11 protein-coding genes and 1 tRNA gene are annotated in these 16,005 nt (G+C 40.9%); 6 read left to right on the plus strand and 6 right to left on the minus strand.

The features are described from left to right. Positions 1 to 4 precede the first annotated feature (4 nt). Positions 5 to 1,174 carry a class I SAM-dependent rRNA methyltransferase gene (locus JKP71_RS03040; protein WP_200406995.1) on the plus strand — a complete coding sequence of 390 codons (1,170 nt, stop codon included), beginning with the start codon at positions 5 to 7 and terminating at the stop codon, positions 1,172 to 1,174. Positions 1,175 to 1,366: 192 nt separating this feature from the next. Further along, positions 1,367 to 3,289, plus strand: a complete 1,923-nt coding sequence (locus JKP71_RS03045) for a fructose-1,6-bisphosphatase (RefSeq protein ID WP_200406996.1) — start codon at positions 1,367 to 1,369, stop codon at positions 3,287 to 3,289. A 25-nt stretch (positions 3,290 to 3,314) separates the two neighbouring features. Here the strand turns inward: JKP71_RS03045 and JKP71_RS03050 are convergent, their stop codons facing one another. The 6 genes from JKP71_RS03050 to JKP71_RS03075 form a co-directional block, all read right to left on the minus strand. Next, on the minus strand, positions 3,315 to 4,049 hold the full coding sequence (locus tag JKP71_RS03050; RefSeq protein ID WP_200406997.1) for an MIP/aquaporin family protein: 735 nt from the start codon (positions 4,047 to 4,049) through the stop codon (positions 3,315 to 3,317). 51 nt (positions 4,050 to 4,100) lie between these two features. Further along, positions 4,101 to 5,930: a type 1 glycerol-3-phosphate oxidase gene (glpO, locus tag JKP71_RS03055; RefSeq protein ID WP_200406998.1), complete on the minus strand. Its 1,830-nt coding sequence runs from the start codon at positions 5,928 to 5,930 to the stop codon at positions 4,101 to 4,103. 29 nt (positions 5,931 to 5,959) lie between these two features. Further along, positions 5,960 to 7,453: a glycerol kinase GlpK gene (gene glpK, locus JKP71_RS03060; RefSeq protein WP_200406999.1), complete on the minus strand. Its 1,494-nt coding sequence runs from the start codon at positions 7,451 to 7,453 to the stop codon at positions 5,960 to 5,962. Between the two features lie 147 nt (positions 7,454 to 7,600). Then, positions 7,601 to 9,052, minus strand: a complete 1,452-nt coding sequence (locus JKP71_RS03065; protein ID WP_200407000.1) for an AcpB/EbpR/MafR family transcriptional regulator — start codon at positions 9,050 to 9,052, stop codon at positions 7,601 to 7,603. A gap of 130 nt (positions 9,053 to 9,182) precedes the next feature. Next, a tRNA-Leu gene (locus JKP71_RS03070) sits at positions 9,183 to 9,268 on the minus strand. Between the two features lie 59 nt (positions 9,269 to 9,327). Next, positions 9,328 to 10,614, minus strand: coding sequence for a BaiN/RdsA family NAD(P)/FAD-dependent oxidoreductase (locus JKP71_RS03075; protein ID WP_200407001.1), 1,287 nt, complete (start codon positions 10,612 to 10,614; stop codon positions 9,328 to 9,330). A gap of 37 nt (positions 10,615 to 10,651) precedes the next feature. On the opposite strand from JKP71_RS03075, the gene JKP71_RS03080 reads away from it, so the two are divergent. The 4 genes from JKP71_RS03080 to JKP71_RS03095 all read left to right on the plus strand — a co-directional run bounded on the left by JKP71_RS03080 (position 10,652) and on the right by JKP71_RS03095 (position 15,944). After that, positions 10,652 to 11,479, plus strand: a complete 828-nt coding sequence (locus JKP71_RS03080) for an NAD(P)H-hydrate dehydratase (RefSeq protein WP_075524912.1) — start codon at positions 10,652 to 10,654, stop codon at positions 11,477 to 11,479. A gap of 142 nt (positions 11,480 to 11,621) precedes the next feature. Beyond that, entirely contained in the window at positions 11,622 to 13,433 is a 1,812-nt protein-coding gene (locus JKP71_RS03085; protein WP_200407002.1) for an ABC transporter ATP-binding protein, read from the plus strand. Continuing rightward, positions 13,430 to 15,277 (plus strand): ABC transporter ATP-binding protein, encoded by a 1,848-nt coding sequence (locus JKP71_RS03090; protein WP_200407003.1) that lies wholly within the window; start codon positions 13,430 to 13,432, stop codon positions 15,275 to 15,277. The genes JKP71_RS03085 and JKP71_RS03090 overlap by 4 nt, the downstream gene beginning before the upstream one ends. Positions 15,278 to 15,437: 160 nt before the next feature. Further along, the gene (locus tag JKP71_RS03095) at positions 15,438 to 15,944 is read left to right on the plus strand and encodes a hypothetical protein (RefSeq protein ID WP_200407004.1); all 507 of its coding nucleotides are present in this window, start codon (positions 15,438 to 15,440) and stop codon (positions 15,942 to 15,944) included. Positions 15,945 to 16,005 lie beyond the last annotated feature (61 nt).

A 16,005-nucleotide genomic window follows, 5' to 3' on the forward strand; every position in this document is an offset into this window, starting at 1 on the left:
GACCATGAAAAAAATTACTGTGCGCCAGAAAGCGGCGAAAAAAATGAGAGCGGGCTATCCACTTTTAGTAACCGAAGATTTACTGACAGCTCCATCAGATGATGCCTTCGTCCAGTTTTTTGATGAAAAAGGGCAAGCACTTGGGACAGGCTATCTTTCGAAACAAAATAAAGGAGTGGGTTGGCTTTTAGCTACTTCATCGGTAAAAATTGACCATCATTTTTATGTGGAAAAATTTGTCAATGCACGCGCTTTACGGGCGAACTTCTATCAGGATGAATTGACGAACGCCTTTCGTCTTTTTAATGGTGAAGGAGATGGATTAGGTGGCTTAACCATTGATTTTTATAATGGTTTTGCTGTCTTTTCTTGGTATAATCCATTTATATATAGTCAAAAAAAAGCGATTGTTAAGGCTTTTCAAGTCGTCTTCCCAGATATTAAAGGGGCTTATGAAAAACTTCGTTTCTCTGAGGCTACTTTAGAAAGTCAGCATATTTTTGGTGAGGAAGCACCTGAACCTTTGTTAGTCATGGAAAATGGCGTGACTTATGCGACTTATCTCAATGAAGGATTAATGACAGGAATTTTTCTTGACCAAAAAAATGTTCGCGGGGCACTTGTGAATGGCTTAGCGATGGGGAAAACGCTACTCAATATGTTTAGTTATACAGGGGCTTTCTCAGTCGCAGCAGCTTTTGGAGGGAGCAGTCAAACCACATCTGTTGATTTGGCGAAACGCTCACTTGATAAAACGAGAGAACAATTTTTGGTCAATGGCATTGAACCGGAAAGTCAAAAAATCTATGTGATGGATGTTTTTGGTTATTTTAATTATGCTAAGAAAAAAGAATTGACTTATGACATGATTGTCCTTGACCCTCCTTCATTTGCCAGAAATGGTAAAAAAACATTCTCAGTAGCTAAAAATTATGGCGAGCTTGTTAAAGAAGCTGTTGAAATTTTAGAAAATAATGGGACATTAATTGCATCAACAAATGCAGCAAATGTTTCTGATAAAAAATTCCGTCAAATGATTGAAGAAGCGCTCAAAAATAAGGGCGTAAAATTTACCGTTTTCCAAGAAGAAAAATTACCGGCTGATTTTCATATTGCTGACAGCTTTCCGGAAGGAAATTATCTTAAAGTATTATTTATTAAAATCAAAAAATAATCTGTCAGTTACTGACAGATTTTTTATTACGCCAGTAAGTTACTGACCGTGCTGTCAGTAACTTTTTACGGATGATAGCGCTTTACTATCGCTTCGGACTATGATAAAATAGCAAAGATAGTCTAATAATTCTCATTTTTTTAGATAGAAAGTAGAGGGTAAGCTAGGTTAATAACTTATTTTACAGGATTTATGGATAAAAAATATTACCAATTACTGAAAGCACAATTTACTTCAAAAGAAGCTGTTTTAACTGAAATCATTAATTTAAGTGCGATTTGTGAATTACCAAAAGCAACAGAGCACTTTATGAGTGATGTGCATGGTGAATATGATGCTTTTAATCATGTTTTGAGAAATGGTTCTGGGAGTATTAAAGAAAAACTTCGAGAATGCTTTCCAGAAATTTCTGCAGCAGAGCTTTCCTCTCTCGCAACCTTGATTTATTATCCACAAGAAAAACTAGATTTAGAATTCAACCGCCAAACTAAAGCGACATTTGAAAACGATTGTCGACAAAAGCTTATTCAGCTCTTAGCAACAGTTCAATTTGTTGGACGAAAATATACACGTTCAAAAGTACGCAAAGCTTTTCCTGAAAAATTTCGTTATATTTTAGAAGAATTAATCAATGAAGCTCAAGCTACCAAAGACAAACAGGATTATTTTGACGCAATTCTTCAAAAACTTCAAGACCTAGGCGAGCTTCCTAGCTTAATCATTGCCTTAGCTGATACTATTCGTAGATTGACGGTTGATCATCTTCATATTGTTGGTGATATTTATGACCGTGGCCCTCATCCGGATAAGATTATTGACCGACTGACGAAAATGCCTTCGGTTGATGTACAATGGGGCAATCATGACATTGTATGGATGGCTGCTTTTAGTGGCTCTCCTGTAGCTATGATGAATGTCATTAGAATTTGTTCCCGCTATGGCAATTTGGATATTCTCGAGGAGACTTATGGGATTAATCTGAGGAGCCTGTTAGCTTATGCAGCAGAATACTATCAACCTAGCCCCGCATTTGAGCCCCGTCTCACAGAAGAGGGCTCCCTTTCTCTATCAGAAAAGGAATTGCTTAATCAACTCCAACAAGCTGCAGCGATTTTACAATTTAAATTGGAGAGTCAACTTATCATACGACGCCCAGATTTTCAATTAGCTCATCGTGATGTGTTACATAAGATTAATTTTGATAAGCAGACCATTGAGTTGGAGGGAAACACTTACCCCTTAGAAAATTTTTCTGCGCCGACGATTGATCCAAAGCAACCTGAGCGACTCACTACAGAAGAGGAAACTATCGTTCATCATCTTCTAAAAAACTTTAGATGCTCAAATAAATTACGAGATCATGTACAGTTTTTACAAGAAAAAGGAGCCATGTACCTGCGTTACAATGGAAATTTATTAATTCATGGTTGCTTGCCTTTGCATGAAAATGGTGATTTTAAATCATTTAGAATGGCTGATAAGGCATACTCTGGAAGAGCCCTTCTCGACTTCTTTGATCAAGAGGTGCGAACATGTCTGGCCCATCCAGAAGAATCTACAGATTTGGCTACAGATATAATGTGGTATTTGTGGGTAGGGGAATGTTCTTCTCTTTTTGGAAAGACGGCGATGACCACATTTGAGCGCTATTATATTAAGGATAAAACAACTCATATAGAGAAGAAAAATCCTTATTATCAGCTTCGTGAACATCCAGAGGTTATCGTTCGTATTTTGGAAAATTTTGATTTACCGCAAGATGGACATTTAGTTAACGGCCATACTCCAATTAAAGAAAAAAATGGAGAAAACCCAATAAAAGCTGAAGGTAAGCTGATTGTGATTGACGGGGGTTTTTCAAAAGCTTATCAAAAAGAAACAGGTATAGCGGGCTATACCTTACTTTATAATAGTTATGGAATTCAACTTGTTGCCCATCAACCCTTCTCTACAGTAAAAGAAGCAGTTGAAAAAGGGAGCGACATCATTAGCGTAAAACGTCTTGTTCAAGAAGTTAAAGAACGTAAACGAGTGAAAAATACCAATATCGGTCAAAAACTCATAGAAAACATTCAAGATTTAGAATACCTTTTTGAACATTATGAAAGTTATTAAAAAAGTACCTAGTCGGTACTTTTTATTATTTTACAAATTGAATCACAAGATTTAAGAGGATAGCACCAAGGGCTCCGCCAATAAGGGGTCCAATCACAGGAATCCAAGCGTAACTCCAATCGGAGTTACCTTTTCCTTTAATTGGAAGGAGGGCATGCATTAGACGAGGTCCTAAATCACGTGCGGGGTTAAGCGAGTAACCTGTCGTAGCTCCCAGAGAAAGACCAATAGCGGTAATGATAGCACCCACGAGCAAGGCTGAAGTTCCGGATGATTTCATGATATCGTATTGTCCGAAAGCTAAAATCCCTGCTGTTAAAATCATGGTCCCAACAATTTCACTGATTAAATTGGAAGGGGTGTGACGGATAGCTGGACCTGTAGAGAAAGTTCCAAGGATATCAGCTGGATTTTTAGTTTCTTCATAGTGGGGGTAATACATCAGGTAGAGGATAATACTTGCAACCATTGCACCAAGGAACTGGGCAATGATATAAGGAATAACAAGACTCCAGCTGAAGTTGCCAATCAAGGCCATCGCCAGTGTAACTGCGGGGTTGAGGTGTGCTGGAGACATGAAACCAGCGATAAATACACCCATCATGACTGCAAAGCCCCAGCCAAGCGTAATAGCTACCCATCCTGCTCCTGTAGCTTTAGTTTTATGAAGCACGACGCCGGATACGACCCCATTCCCTAATAAAATTAGGACGAAGGTTCCGAGAAATTCTCCTAACAATTGAACGATTTCTGAGTGCATTTTATCTCCTTTGAATTATAAATTTAGTGGGCGTTTGTTCCATGTTAACTCTTACAAGCCTTTCAGGTCTGACAAAGCAGACTCGCGCAATGCCTTCTCTAACAGTTCTTGTTGGCGAACTTTTTCGGCTGGGGACCAACCTAAGAAATGGTTCATTACATTGATAACAGGGCCTTTGATTTTATCCACCCCTTCAATCATGAAGAGGATATGGTTGGTCCGTCGGAGTAAATAATCCACTGGAGTTAGAACCATCTCGTCTTCTAAGGCATAACGCAACTTCGCTGATTCAGCAAGTGTTAATCCTTCGTAAGGTTCCATTTCCTTAGCGTATTCAAAGATTTTTAAGGAGTTCATGCCATAGAAATCAGCAATATAAGTCGCTTCCGCTTCGCTTAATCCAGCTTTGACTCCAATTTTCATATTTTGAGTAACCGTTTCTGCTACTTTTGTAGGATCGAATTCTCCGCCCGAAATTTGACATTTTTTGGAGTCTATAGGTGTAAATTTTAAACCGTAATCTTCATCTAGCAATTGACAGATTAATTCCATTGCACCTGCTGCCATCTTCCGGTAGTCTGTTATTTTGCCCCCTGCAAGTGTAATTAAACCATCAGTTTCACGCTCTAAGGAACTCCCTCGAGAGACAGAAGAAGGGGCATCCCCTTTTTCAGACAGACTGGCTTCTAAGTGATTAAGGATATGTTCCACTTCAGCCTTTGTCGCTGTCTTATTTTGATAACGCATAACAGCATTAACGACCAAATCAAAACTTTTTTCAGAAACGGCTCCATTATCACCCCCATTGTAATCCGAGCCAGCATTCCCTCCAAGTAAGGGTCTTAAGCCAGCCCAAGAGGCCTCAATATCATCCAGTGTCAGCTTAGCATCCGGATAACGGAAATTGATTACATCAAGTAAGTAGTCAACATCTTCTTGAGTCACCTTAGGGTCAGTGAAGTCGCCATGATAGTCTGTATCTGTTGTCCCAAAATAAGTTTTATTTTCACGAGGAATCGCAAATACCATACGTTTGTCATGTTTTCCCGTATCGAAATATGTCGGTTGTGGGATTGGCAGTTTTTCGGAGTCGACAACAAGATGAACGCCTTTAGTGGGACGCATTTTAGGAACAATAGCGCGCGTAAAGTTCAAATATCGAATCTTATCTACCCATGGACCACTTGTATTGATAACGAGGCGAGCCTTTACTTCCACGACCTGATTAGTTAGAAGATCGCGCGCACGCACACCAGCTATCTGACCATCTTCATAGAGGAAATCGATCACTTTCATCTTACTGATGGCATAGGCACCAAGTTCTACGGCTTTTTTGACATTATCAATAACCAGCCGTGCATCGTTGTTACGATAATCCAAATAAATACCGGCACCTTGGAGGCCTTCTTTTTTTATCATCGGTTCTCGGCGTAACACTTCCTCAGGTGAGATGGTGTAATTGGCATAGGTAGAATGCTCAATACCAGCCAGCCTGTCATACAAATCCATGGCAATCTTTACTGAGAACATATCAAAGGTCGTAGGACCTTCGTCGTTATAAATTGGTAGTAGCATAGGATCTGGTTTAGGAATATGTGGAGCAATCCCTTGCACAATTGCACGTTCTGATACGGTGTCGGAGACCACCTCAACGTCGAAATTTTTTAAATACCGAATCCCTCCGTGGACTAATTTGGTAGAGCGTGATGAAGTACCTTCAGCAAAGTCTTGCATCTCAAGCATTGCAACTTTCATACCTGATCCTGCTGCTTGCAACGTTAAGCCGGCACCCGTAATACCCCCACCAATAACCAATAGATCAAGCTCATCATCTTGAATTGCTCGAATTGCTTCTTGTCTTGTTTTCTTTGAAAATGCCATTTTATTTCTCCTCCATATATCATTTCATATTATTTAAAAGCTTGTGTCGCGTTAACTGCTTTTTTCCAGCCTTCATAAAGTTTTTCGCGACGGTTGGAAGACATTTGTACTTGGAAGATTTTACCAGCTTCATAAGACTCACGAAGTTCATCCATGTCTTTCCAAAAGCCAACGGCGAGTCCTGCGAGGAATGCAGCCCCAAGGGCAGTGGTTTCTAAATCGCTGGCACGTTGAATAGGAATGTCTAAAATGTCGGCTTGGAACTGCATTAAATATTCATTGTTAGCAGCACCGCCATCTACTTTGAGTACTGGAATCTCGATACCAGTATCTTCTTTCATCGTACTGATGACATCTCTGACTTGATAAGCGATACCTTGAAGAGTTGCTTTAATAATGTCTTCTTTTGTGGTTCCGCGGCTTAAACCGAAAATAGCGCCCCGAGCTTCTTGATCCCAGTAAGGTGCGCCCAACCCAACAAAAGCGGGGACAACATAGACTTCATCTTGATTGGAAGATTGCCTTGCTGCCGCTTCTGAATCACTTGCGCGTTGGAGCATTTTTAAACCATCCCGCAGCCACTGAATTGATGAGCCAGCTACAAAGATACTCCCTTCAAGCGCGTAGTACACTTTACCATTGATCCCATATCCAATAGTGGTCAAGAGACTATTTTTAGAAATTTGTGGCTTTTCGCCGGTGTTCATAACAATAAAGGAACCCGTTCCATAGGTGTTTTTGACCATACCAGGTTCAAATGCCATTTGACCAAACAGAGCGGCTTGTTGGTCACCAGCCATTCCGGAGATAGGAACTTCTGCACCAAAGAAGTGGAACCCTTTTGTAACCCCATAAATTTCAGAGTTAGACACAACTTTAGGTAGGAGTGCTTGAGGTATATTTAAGAGCTTTAGTATTTCTTGATCCCACTCTAAGTCGTGAATATTATAGAGCATTGTTCGACTTGCATTGGAGTAGTCAGTGGCATGAACTTCTCCATCAGTTAATTTCCAAAGTAGCCAAGTGTCAATGGTGCCAAAGAGGAGTTCTCCTTTTTTTGCACGCTCTTGAGCACCTTCCACATGGTCTAAAATCCAACGAATTTTAGTTGCGGAGAAGTAAGAATCAATAATAAGACCCGTCTTCTCATGGAAAATTGTCTCGTGGCCAGCTTCTTTTAAACCATTGGCAATACTTGAAGATTGTCGGGATTGCCAAACGATGGCGTGATAGATCGGTCTACCTGTCGCCTTTTCCCAAACGATGGTGGTTTCTCGTTGATTGGTGATTCCGATTCCCGCTACTTGACTCGGCTTAATTCCAGATTCAATGAATGCACCAGCAATAACCGATTGGACTGAATTCCATATTTCATTGGCATCATGTTCTACCCAACCGTCTTCAGGAAAATATTGGGTGAATTCTTTTTGAGAACTTCCGATGTGCTTTCCCTGTTTGTCAAAGATAATTGCACGAGAGCTTGTCGTTCCTTGGTCGATTGCCATGATGTAGTTTTCTTGCATAGATTGTTTCCTCCATTTTTTTGAAATCGCTTTCTATATTTATATTGTAGCATGAGTATTCTAAAAAAAACTTTCAAAAACTAACTTTTTTTAAAAGTTTTTGAAAGCGGTAATAAAAAAGAAAAATTCTTTCTAAAGCGAAAGAATTTAATGAGAAAGTCTGTTTTGTTTGAGGAGTTCAATTTTTTGAGTCAATAAGTGGAGGTTTTGTTCAAGGTTAAAATCATCTAGAAGATAGACATTTTCACGTGGCTCTTCTCGTTGATTTGAAACTAACAAGTCATAACTTTTGTCAGGATTGAAAGGTTCGATGCTGATATTTTCAATACTCCGAAGCTGTGATTTGAGGAGTTGTTCTAAAGGGATGTGGAAAGAAGGGTCTTCGGAGAGGTCATAAGCAATCGTGACTTGACGTGTAAAAAGTACCTCTAAGAGGAGTAACATATTCGTGTAACCGAATTCGAGGTCATTAAAGCCATTCTGTTGCGGAAAATAAGACTGCGCTATTTCCAATAGCTTTTTGAGGAGGTGCTGTAGGCTCTGATCCATCATGTTTTTTTCATAGTCCATGAGTTGAACTTTTTGGTATCTAGAAAGTGTTCCCTTAAAAAAGTAGAAGCGATTGTTCACTTGAGAAAGTTGATAGCTGAAACTTTTTTCTTCTTCTATAGCGAGACGATGTGTTTGATAATGTTTGAGGGCGCGTTCCCGTATAGCAATATCCAGCAAGACGACCGGAATCTTTTGACTTTGGCTGACGTAAAAACGATAGTAATCTTCTCGAGACAAAATATAAAAAGAAATTAAAAACTCAAAGAAAATAATGGTTTCATAATTTTCTTTGCTGACTTTATCTTCATAAATAGACTGATAAAAAACAGAGTCTAGAAGTTGATAGAGATGATTATCCTGATAAAAACTTTTCTGTTTTTGGGCCAGCTGATTTTTTCGGCTTTCAACCATTTTTCGTTGATCAGCGATACGTAGCCAACAGTTTATTTTGGCTTGACTACTTGGTGAAAAACGAACACGAAGAGTCTCTTCTAATAAGTTCACAACTTGTTGACTTTGCTTGCTCGGAGATAGAAAGGAAGGACGGAAATTGGGATGGAGGGTTTGCCAAAGAAGGTAGTAGAAGTAACGTATTTGACTTTCTTCGCCGTTCATCTGATTATTTTTTATTACTAAATCAAAGGGTTTTAAGAGGATGTTTAGTTCTTTGATTTTGCGAAAAAGGGTGGATTCACTAATCATGAGATGTGCTGACAGGCTGGTAATTGTAAGAGCCTGTTTTTCAAGCAAAGCGCAAAGTAAGTTGTATTTGATGCTTTCTTTAACAAAAGCGCCCAATATTTTATCAAAAGTTTTGCCAGTTGAGAGGCGGGCGTAAATATGGTTCGCATTTCTGATCATTTGAAAACACTGATGCACTTTGCCCCAATCCTGTAAATCTTCTAAGTAGAGCTCGAGAGAGGGACGTGAGAGTCTGATCTGCTCACCTAGCTGAGAAAGTGTAGGCGGATTTTTTTCTGAAATTAGTTGTTTGAGCAGTTCAAGTTGAAGTTGCTCTTTTTTTTCTAGTAATATTTCGAGATTCACTAGAATCCTCACTTTTTAAATAACTTTTTGTTTTGTAAACGCTCTTATATTTTAACATATTTCTTTTTTGGGAGAAGAAAAAGCGTTCAAAAAAAGACGAAGCAGGTTATGCTTCGTCTTTTTTGAATGATGCGGTGGGAGGGACTTGAACCCTCACGACCTAAAGCGGTCACAGGATCCTTAATCCTGCGCGTCTGCCAATTCCGCCACCACCGCAAAACAGTACTTTAATATAGTACCATTTCTTATAAAATTGTGCAAGTATGAACTGATTTTTAGACGGAGAGCCCTATTAGTTCACTAATTTGATCTGTTGCATGAAGGCCTGCAACATAACCTGTTACAAAAGCACAAGTAATATTGTAGCCTCCTGTATAGCCGTTAATATCTAAAAGTTCACCTGTCATAAATAAGCCTGCCGTTTTTTTACTTTCAAGTGTTTTAGGGTTAATCTCCTTGAGAGTAACACCTCCACCCGTTACGAAGGATTTTTCTATCGGAAAAGTATGTTGGATATTAATTGGAAAGGCTTTGAAGCTTTCTGCTAAATGTTGAAGTTGCTGAGGTGAAAGACTTTTGGCAGGGAGGTTGCTCTCAATTTTATTGAATGCTAAGAGAAAAAGGAGCATCCGTTCCTGGGTGAGAGGGGCTAGAGCATTTTTGACAGACTTGTCAGTAGCTGATAGCTTGGTCAGCTTATCCGTTAATTGAGCAAGGGATTGGTCAGGGAACTGATCGAGATGCACTGTGACAGAGGCTTGGCCTTTAGAGAGTAATTGATTGATAAAACTAGAACAACGCAAAGCAGCTGGCCCAGAAAGTCCAAAATGTGTAAAGAGCAAATCGTGTTGATGAGCAATGACCGTCTTTCCCTTGGCGTTCAGAACAGAGAGCTGGACTTCGCGCAGAGAGATTCCTTGTAAACTTTTATTTTGGACAAAAGAATCATCAGACAGAAGGGCTGACTCCGTTGCATAGAGGGAGCTGATTGTGTGACCCGCTGTGCGTGCGAGACGATAACCATCCCCTGTGGATCCTGTCGAGGGATAGGCGCGTCCCCCTGTTGAGAGCACCACTGACGGTGCGTGAAATGTTTCTTGATCAGTTACAACACCCTGGACTTTTCCGTCTTCAAGAAGGAGATCGGTGACAGCTTGATTGGGGAAGTAGCTGACATGGAGACTTAATAATTTGTTAAATAATGCATCAACAATTGTTTTTGATTTATTAGTCACAGGGAACATGCGCCCATGATCTTCCTCTTTCAAGGGGACACCATTGCGTTCAAAAAAATCGATAATGTCAAGATTAGAAAATTGAGAGAATGCGGAATAAAGAAAGCGCCCGTTGCCAGGAACATTGGACAATATTTCGTCGACAGAACGTGCATTGGTGACATTACAGCGACCACCACCGGTCATCAGTAATTTTTTACCTACTTTTTTATTTTTATCAATTAAAGCCACTCGTGCGCCTCGTTGTGCAGCTGAAATAGCTGCCATCATGCCGGATGGTCCTCCACCTACGACAAGGACATCGAAATTTTTTTCTGTTTTAGTCATGGTTTAATTTTACCATGAAATGCGGTAAAATAGCAGTATGATTGAACTGACAGATGATATTTTATTTAAAACAATAACAAAAAGACCAGCGCATTCTCATAAGGGAACATTTGGCCGTTTTCTCATCATTGGAGGCAATGAAACCTATGGGGGCGCAGCTATTTTAGCAGCCTCAAGTGCTGTTTATTCTGGTGCAGGATTAGTGAGTGTGGCGACCGCGCCTTGCAATCATGCTGCTTTGCATGCCCGGTTACCAGAAGCCATGGTGGCAGACTATGGGGATAGAGCACAAGTAAAATCACTTCTTGCAAGTGCTGATGTGATTGTTATTGGTCCAGGTCTTGGTTTAAACAGGGGGGATTTGGTTGAGTTAGTGATGGAGGAGGTGCGTGAGGAGCAGTGGGTAGTTGCTGATGGTTCTGCCCTTACGCTTATTGCGCAGAGACAGCTTGCTTTACCTTTTCCACATAAGACAGTCCTCACTCCGCATGAGAAGGAACTGGAGCGTCTTTCTGGACTAAAAATTGGGGGGCAAACTGTGCCGAAAGTTCAGGAATTTGTGGAGGAGTTGGGCGCTGTTGTCGTAGCTAAATCTTCGGAAACAAAAATTTTTGTACCCGGACAAGAAGTTTATGGTTTAACGATAGGTACTCCTGCACAAGCAACGGGTGGCATGGGTGATACGCTCGCAGGCATCATCGGGAGTTTTCTTGGGCAGTTTACTACAGAAAATTTACAAGCCATCACGGCGGCGACTTATCTTCATAGTAAGATTGCAAAGGAGCTTGCAAAGACAGCTTACGTTGTCTTACCTACTCATTTGATTGAAGAGTTGCCCCGAATGATGAAGAAATATGAAGTATAAAAGTTACTGACAGAGCTGTCAGTAACTTTTTCTGCTATTTTTATTCAAAAATGCTATAATATGAGTCATGAAACTAATGGCATTAAATATAAACTACAAACAATAGTTTTAAATTTTTGATGGGGAAGAAAAAGGAGATGCGATGTTAAACATAGGCCGCCGCTATTTAAATTTTTGGCCCGTCTTTTGGGCGCTTTTTTTATTAATCATCCAAGTTGTGACCAACCTCTGGTTACCAACGATTACCGCAGATATCATCAATAAAGGGATTGCCCAATCCGATATGACCTATATTTGGACGATGGGTGCTGTAATGCTCGCTGTTGCCCTTATCAGCTGGCTTTCTGCAATAGGAAATGTTTATTTTGCGTCGAAGCAATCCCAAGGGTTGGGGAAAAAATTGCGAGGGGATTTATTTAAAAAAATCCTTTTTATGGATGAGCGAAATTTTCAGGATTTTGGTGATGCTACACTGATCACACGCACAACGAATGATGTGACGCAGTTGCAAAATGTGTTTCAGACCATGTTGCGCATGATGTTGATGGCGCCTATGATGTTGATTGGTTCTATCTTTATGGCATGGCATTTGTCGCATGACTTGATGTTGGTTTTTGTGGTTGCTCTGCCTGTATTGGCCTTAGCAGTCGTGATTAACATTGCGATTGCCATGCCTCGTTTTCGTAGCATGCAAACGAAGATCGATAAGATTAACCTTATTTTTCAGCAGGGTTTAACAGGGGTACGAGTGATTCGGGCCTTTAACCGGGATGATTATGAGATAGAAAAGTTTGATGAGGCCAACCGGGATTTGACCCATACAAGCCGAGTTGTTCTGACTACGATTGCCTTATTAATGCCAATCATGACTGTGATTCTAAGTTTCACAAATATTGGAATCGTCTGGTTTGGCGCACGTTTAATTAGTCAAAAAATGATGGAGATGGGAGCGCTTGTCGCCTTTTTGACTTATGCGACTCAGATACTGATGAGCTTTATGCAGCTTTCGGCAGTTGCGGTGATGGTCCCACGTGCTCAGGTTTCAGCTCAGCGTGTTCGTGAGGTTTTGGAAAAGGAAGATAAAATCAAAGATCCAAACCCTACTGTTGCGAAGGAACGATTGCCAGAGCTATCACGGCATGCTTTGCAATTGGAGCAGGTCAGCTTTAAATTTGATGCAGCGGCACGAGAGGTGCTGACGGATCTGTCAGTGACTGTTGAACAAGGCGAAACACTTGCCATTATTGGTGGAACAGGGGCTGGCAAGACGACACTTTTGCATTTAATTGCCCGCCTGATGGATCCAACTTCGGGAAAGGTCAAGCTGGATGGCGATGACATTCGTCTACTTTCTCAACATGTGCTCCGTGAAAAGGTGGCATTGACACAACAAAAGGCAGTCCTGTTTTCAGGAACAGTACGCTCTAATTTATTGTTGGGAAAAGCAGATGCTACTGATGAGGAGATGTGGGAAGCGCTCTCTCTTGCACAAGCGGTGGATTTTGTTAAAGAACAGGGCGGACTAGATTTGGTTGTCGAGCAAAATGGGGCCAATTTTAGTGGGGGTCAACGACAACGCCTGGCGATTGCACGGACACTCATTAAACCCGCTGAGCTCTATTTATTTGATGATTCTTTTTCTGCATTAGATTTTGCGACAGACCGTAAGCTTCGCCAAGCTATTGCGCATTCTCAAAAGCACCAAGATAAGATAAAACTCATTGTTGCACAACGTATCGCAACGGTGATGACTGCTGATCAAATCATGGTATTGGAGAATGGCCATATTGCAGGGTTGGGGACACATGAAAAGCTGGCCCAGACTTGTCCAGCTTATCAGGAAATTATGCGCTCACAACTTTCAGACCAAGATTTACAAAAGTTGGGTGTCAATTGGAAGCAGTGGGAAAATGAAACTTCAACTGCTCTCTTGAAAGGAGGACAAGACTTATGATGCGAGGCAGTCAATTGAATCGTGGAGGCAAGGGAGCGGGGCGTTTTAGTAAAGCTGCCCGCCCTCAAAATTTTTGGCCAACACTGATACGCTTATTTAAGTACATGAGAAGAGATTTTTGGGGTGTCCTTTTTTCTCTTTTGATTGCTGCTGTATCAGTCCTCCTCTCTGTACAAGCTCCAAAGATTCTGGGAGAGGCGACCACGGTTATCTTTAATGGGGTTACTCAAGGGTTTCAGAAAAATACGGCCCCCGACATAAATATGACCAAAGTGACCATGATTTTAAGTGAAGTTGCTGTGATATATCTGATCAGTTTTGTGTCCGGTGTCGTACAGCAAAGCATTATGACTCGAATTTCTCAGCGGACGGTTTATGCTTTGCGCCGTGCTTTTAAAGCTAAAATGCAAAAGTTACCTGTGGCTTACTATGACACGCACAATAACGGTGATATCATGAGTCGGATGATTAACGATATGGATAATATTTCAGGAACACTCAATCAAACCCTCATACAATTGGTAACCTCCGTTTTACAGTTTGTTGGAACAATCTACTTTATGCTTACAATTTCTTGGCAGTTAGCACTTGTAGCTTTTGTTACAGTACCGCTTGCGATGCTGACAGTGAGGATTGTAGCGCCTTTATCCCAAAAATATTTTTCAGAGCAACAAAAAAATCTTGGCTTACTCAATAATCAAATCGAAGAAAACTATGCTGGACATACCGTAATTAAGAGCTTCAATCATGAAAAAAAAGCTCAGGAAGCCTTTGATCAGCAAAATGAAGCCTTTTATCAAGTCGCGTGGAAAGCTCAGGTTGTCTCTACTTTGATTTATCCTACCATGCGTTTTATTAATAATTTAGACTATTTAGCGATGGCTGTGATCGGTGGACTTAAGGTCATCTCAGGGACGGTCAATCTGGGCGATGTACAAGCGATGCTCCAATATACCAATCAATTTGCTCAACCTATTACCAATATTTCAAACATGATGAACACCATCCAAGCCACAGTTGCTTCAGCTGAGCGGATATTTGAAGTTTTAGATGAAGAAGAACTTGTCGAGCTACCTCTTGCATCGGTAAAAGTTACTGACAGCATGGTCAGTACTCCACCTTTTATCCGTTTTGATCAAGTGGGCTTTAGTTATAATGATGAGCAACCTTTGATGACGCAGGTAAATTTTGAGGTTGAAAAAGGAGAAATGATCGCGATTGTAGGTCCTACTGGTGCTGGGAAAACAACATTGATTAATTTACTGGAGCGATTTTATGAGGTCACTTCGGGAAAAATCTCACGCAATGGAGTAGACATTCGGGCAATCAATCGTCAAGTGCTTCGTCAAAGCATGGCCATGGTCCTTCAAGAAACCTGGCTCTTTAGTGGCACCATCTGGGATAATCTACGCTACGGTCGGCTTGAAGCTACAGATGAAGAAGTACTCGCTGCAGCTAAAATGGCGCATGCTGATGAATTTATTACCACACTTCCTCAGGGCTATCAGACTGTCCTCAATGAAGAAGCAACAAATATTTCACAGGGACAACGCCAGCTTTTAACGATTGCCCGTGCTTTTTTGGCCAATCCCGAAATATTGATTTTAGATGAGGCGACTTCAAGTGTAGACACGCGCACAGAGCGGTTAATTCAAAGTGCCATGAACCGTCTGCTTGTGGGGCGTACCAGCTTTGTCGTTGCACACCGCCTTTCAACCATTCGTGAAGCGGATCAGATCTTGGTAATGAATAAAGGAAATATCGTAGAAACGGGGACCCATGAGGAACTCCTCGCCCAAGAAGGGATGTATGCCGACCTCTATAATTCACAATTTGCTGGCTGACCAGCTCGTCAGTAAACTTTTTAACATAAATAATAAAAAAATAAGAATTTGCAGCAGGCAAATTCTTTTTTGCATCTTGCTTTATTTAATTTTTTAAAAATAGTATAATAAAATTATAAGAAAAAGATGAAAAAACGTAACTCGCAGAAAGGAGTCTCATATGTTTGCAGGATCGTATAAAACAAAAGCTCATCGTCTCTATCTCTCTCGACTTGGAATGGTCGGTTCCGTCATCAGCTTTTTGATGCTAACACTGATGATTCAATGGCCACTGCTTCAATCAGAACGTGAATTTTCTAATTTTAGTTTAGTAATGCTTTGGGTAGCGCCCGTTCTCATCTCGTTTGGCTTTGCGGGTATTTACTACGGTATCGCTCGTTGGCGTGCTACCAAAAATAACCTCAGCTATAGTTTTGGGGTGATCCACCACTGGACATTAGCTAGCCTGTTGCCCGTTGCGGCGTTGGTTTCGCTCGCAGAGTATTTTATGTTACAACCTGTCCCGACCGCTTTCATTGACTCGGCTGGTTTAATTATTGCTTTGGGTGTGTATCTGATGCTTCTAGTGAGCCATCGGACGATTGAGCGGCACAACCAAATCCTTCTCTTCTCCTATGGCTTTTATGCCCTTGCAGCGACACTCCAAGTTGTCTTGATGCTACTCTAACTCACGTATTCTCGTCTACTTGAAATGACCAATCCTGTTTAGTGGGATTGGTTGTTTTTTG

It is taken from the genome of Lactococcus taiwanensis, assembly GCF_014905395.1.
GTDB lineage: Bacteria > Bacillota > Bacilli > Lactobacillales > Streptococcaceae > Lactococcus > Lactococcus taiwanensis.

What these genes read in the sequence shown, in the direction of transcription:
- JKP71_RS03075 (WP_200407001.1), bottom strand. Translation starts at nt 10,614, where the DNA reads ATGACTAAAACAGAAAAAAATTTCGATGTCCTTGTCGTAGGTGGAGGA.
- JKP71_RS03040 (WP_200406995.1), top strand. Translation starts at nt 5, where the DNA reads ATGAAAAAAATTACTGTGCGCCAGAAAGCGGCGAAAAAAATGAGAGCG.
- JKP71_RS03095 (WP_200407004.1), top strand. Translation starts at nt 15,438, where the DNA reads ATGTTTGCAGGATCGTATAAAACAAAAGCTCATCGTCTCTATCTCTCT.
- glpK (WP_200406999.1), bottom strand. Translation starts at nt 7,453, where the DNA reads ATGCAAGAAAACTACATCATGGCAATCGACCAAGGAACGACAAGCTCT.
- JKP71_RS03050 (WP_200406997.1), bottom strand. Translation starts at nt 4,049, where the DNA reads ATGCACTCAGAAATCGTTCAATTGTTAGGAGAATTTCTCGGAACCTTC.
- JKP71_RS03080 (WP_075524912.1), top strand. Translation starts at nt 10,652, where the DNA reads ATGATTGAACTGACAGATGATATTTTATTTAAAACAATAACAAAAAGA.
- JKP71_RS03045 (WP_200406996.1), top strand. Translation starts at nt 1,367, where the DNA reads ATGGATAAAAAATATTACCAATTACTGAAAGCACAATTTACTTCAAAA.
- JKP71_RS03085 (WP_200407002.1), top strand. Translation starts at nt 11,622, where the DNA reads ATGTTAAACATAGGCCGCCGCTATTTAAATTTTTGGCCCGTCTTTTGG.
- JKP71_RS03090 (WP_200407003.1), top strand. Translation starts at nt 13,430, where the DNA reads ATGATGCGAGGCAGTCAATTGAATCGTGGAGGCAAGGGAGCGGGGCGT.
- glpO (WP_200406998.1), bottom strand. Translation starts at nt 5,930, where the DNA reads ATGGCATTTTCAAAGAAAACAAGACAAGAAGCAATTCGAGCAATTCAA.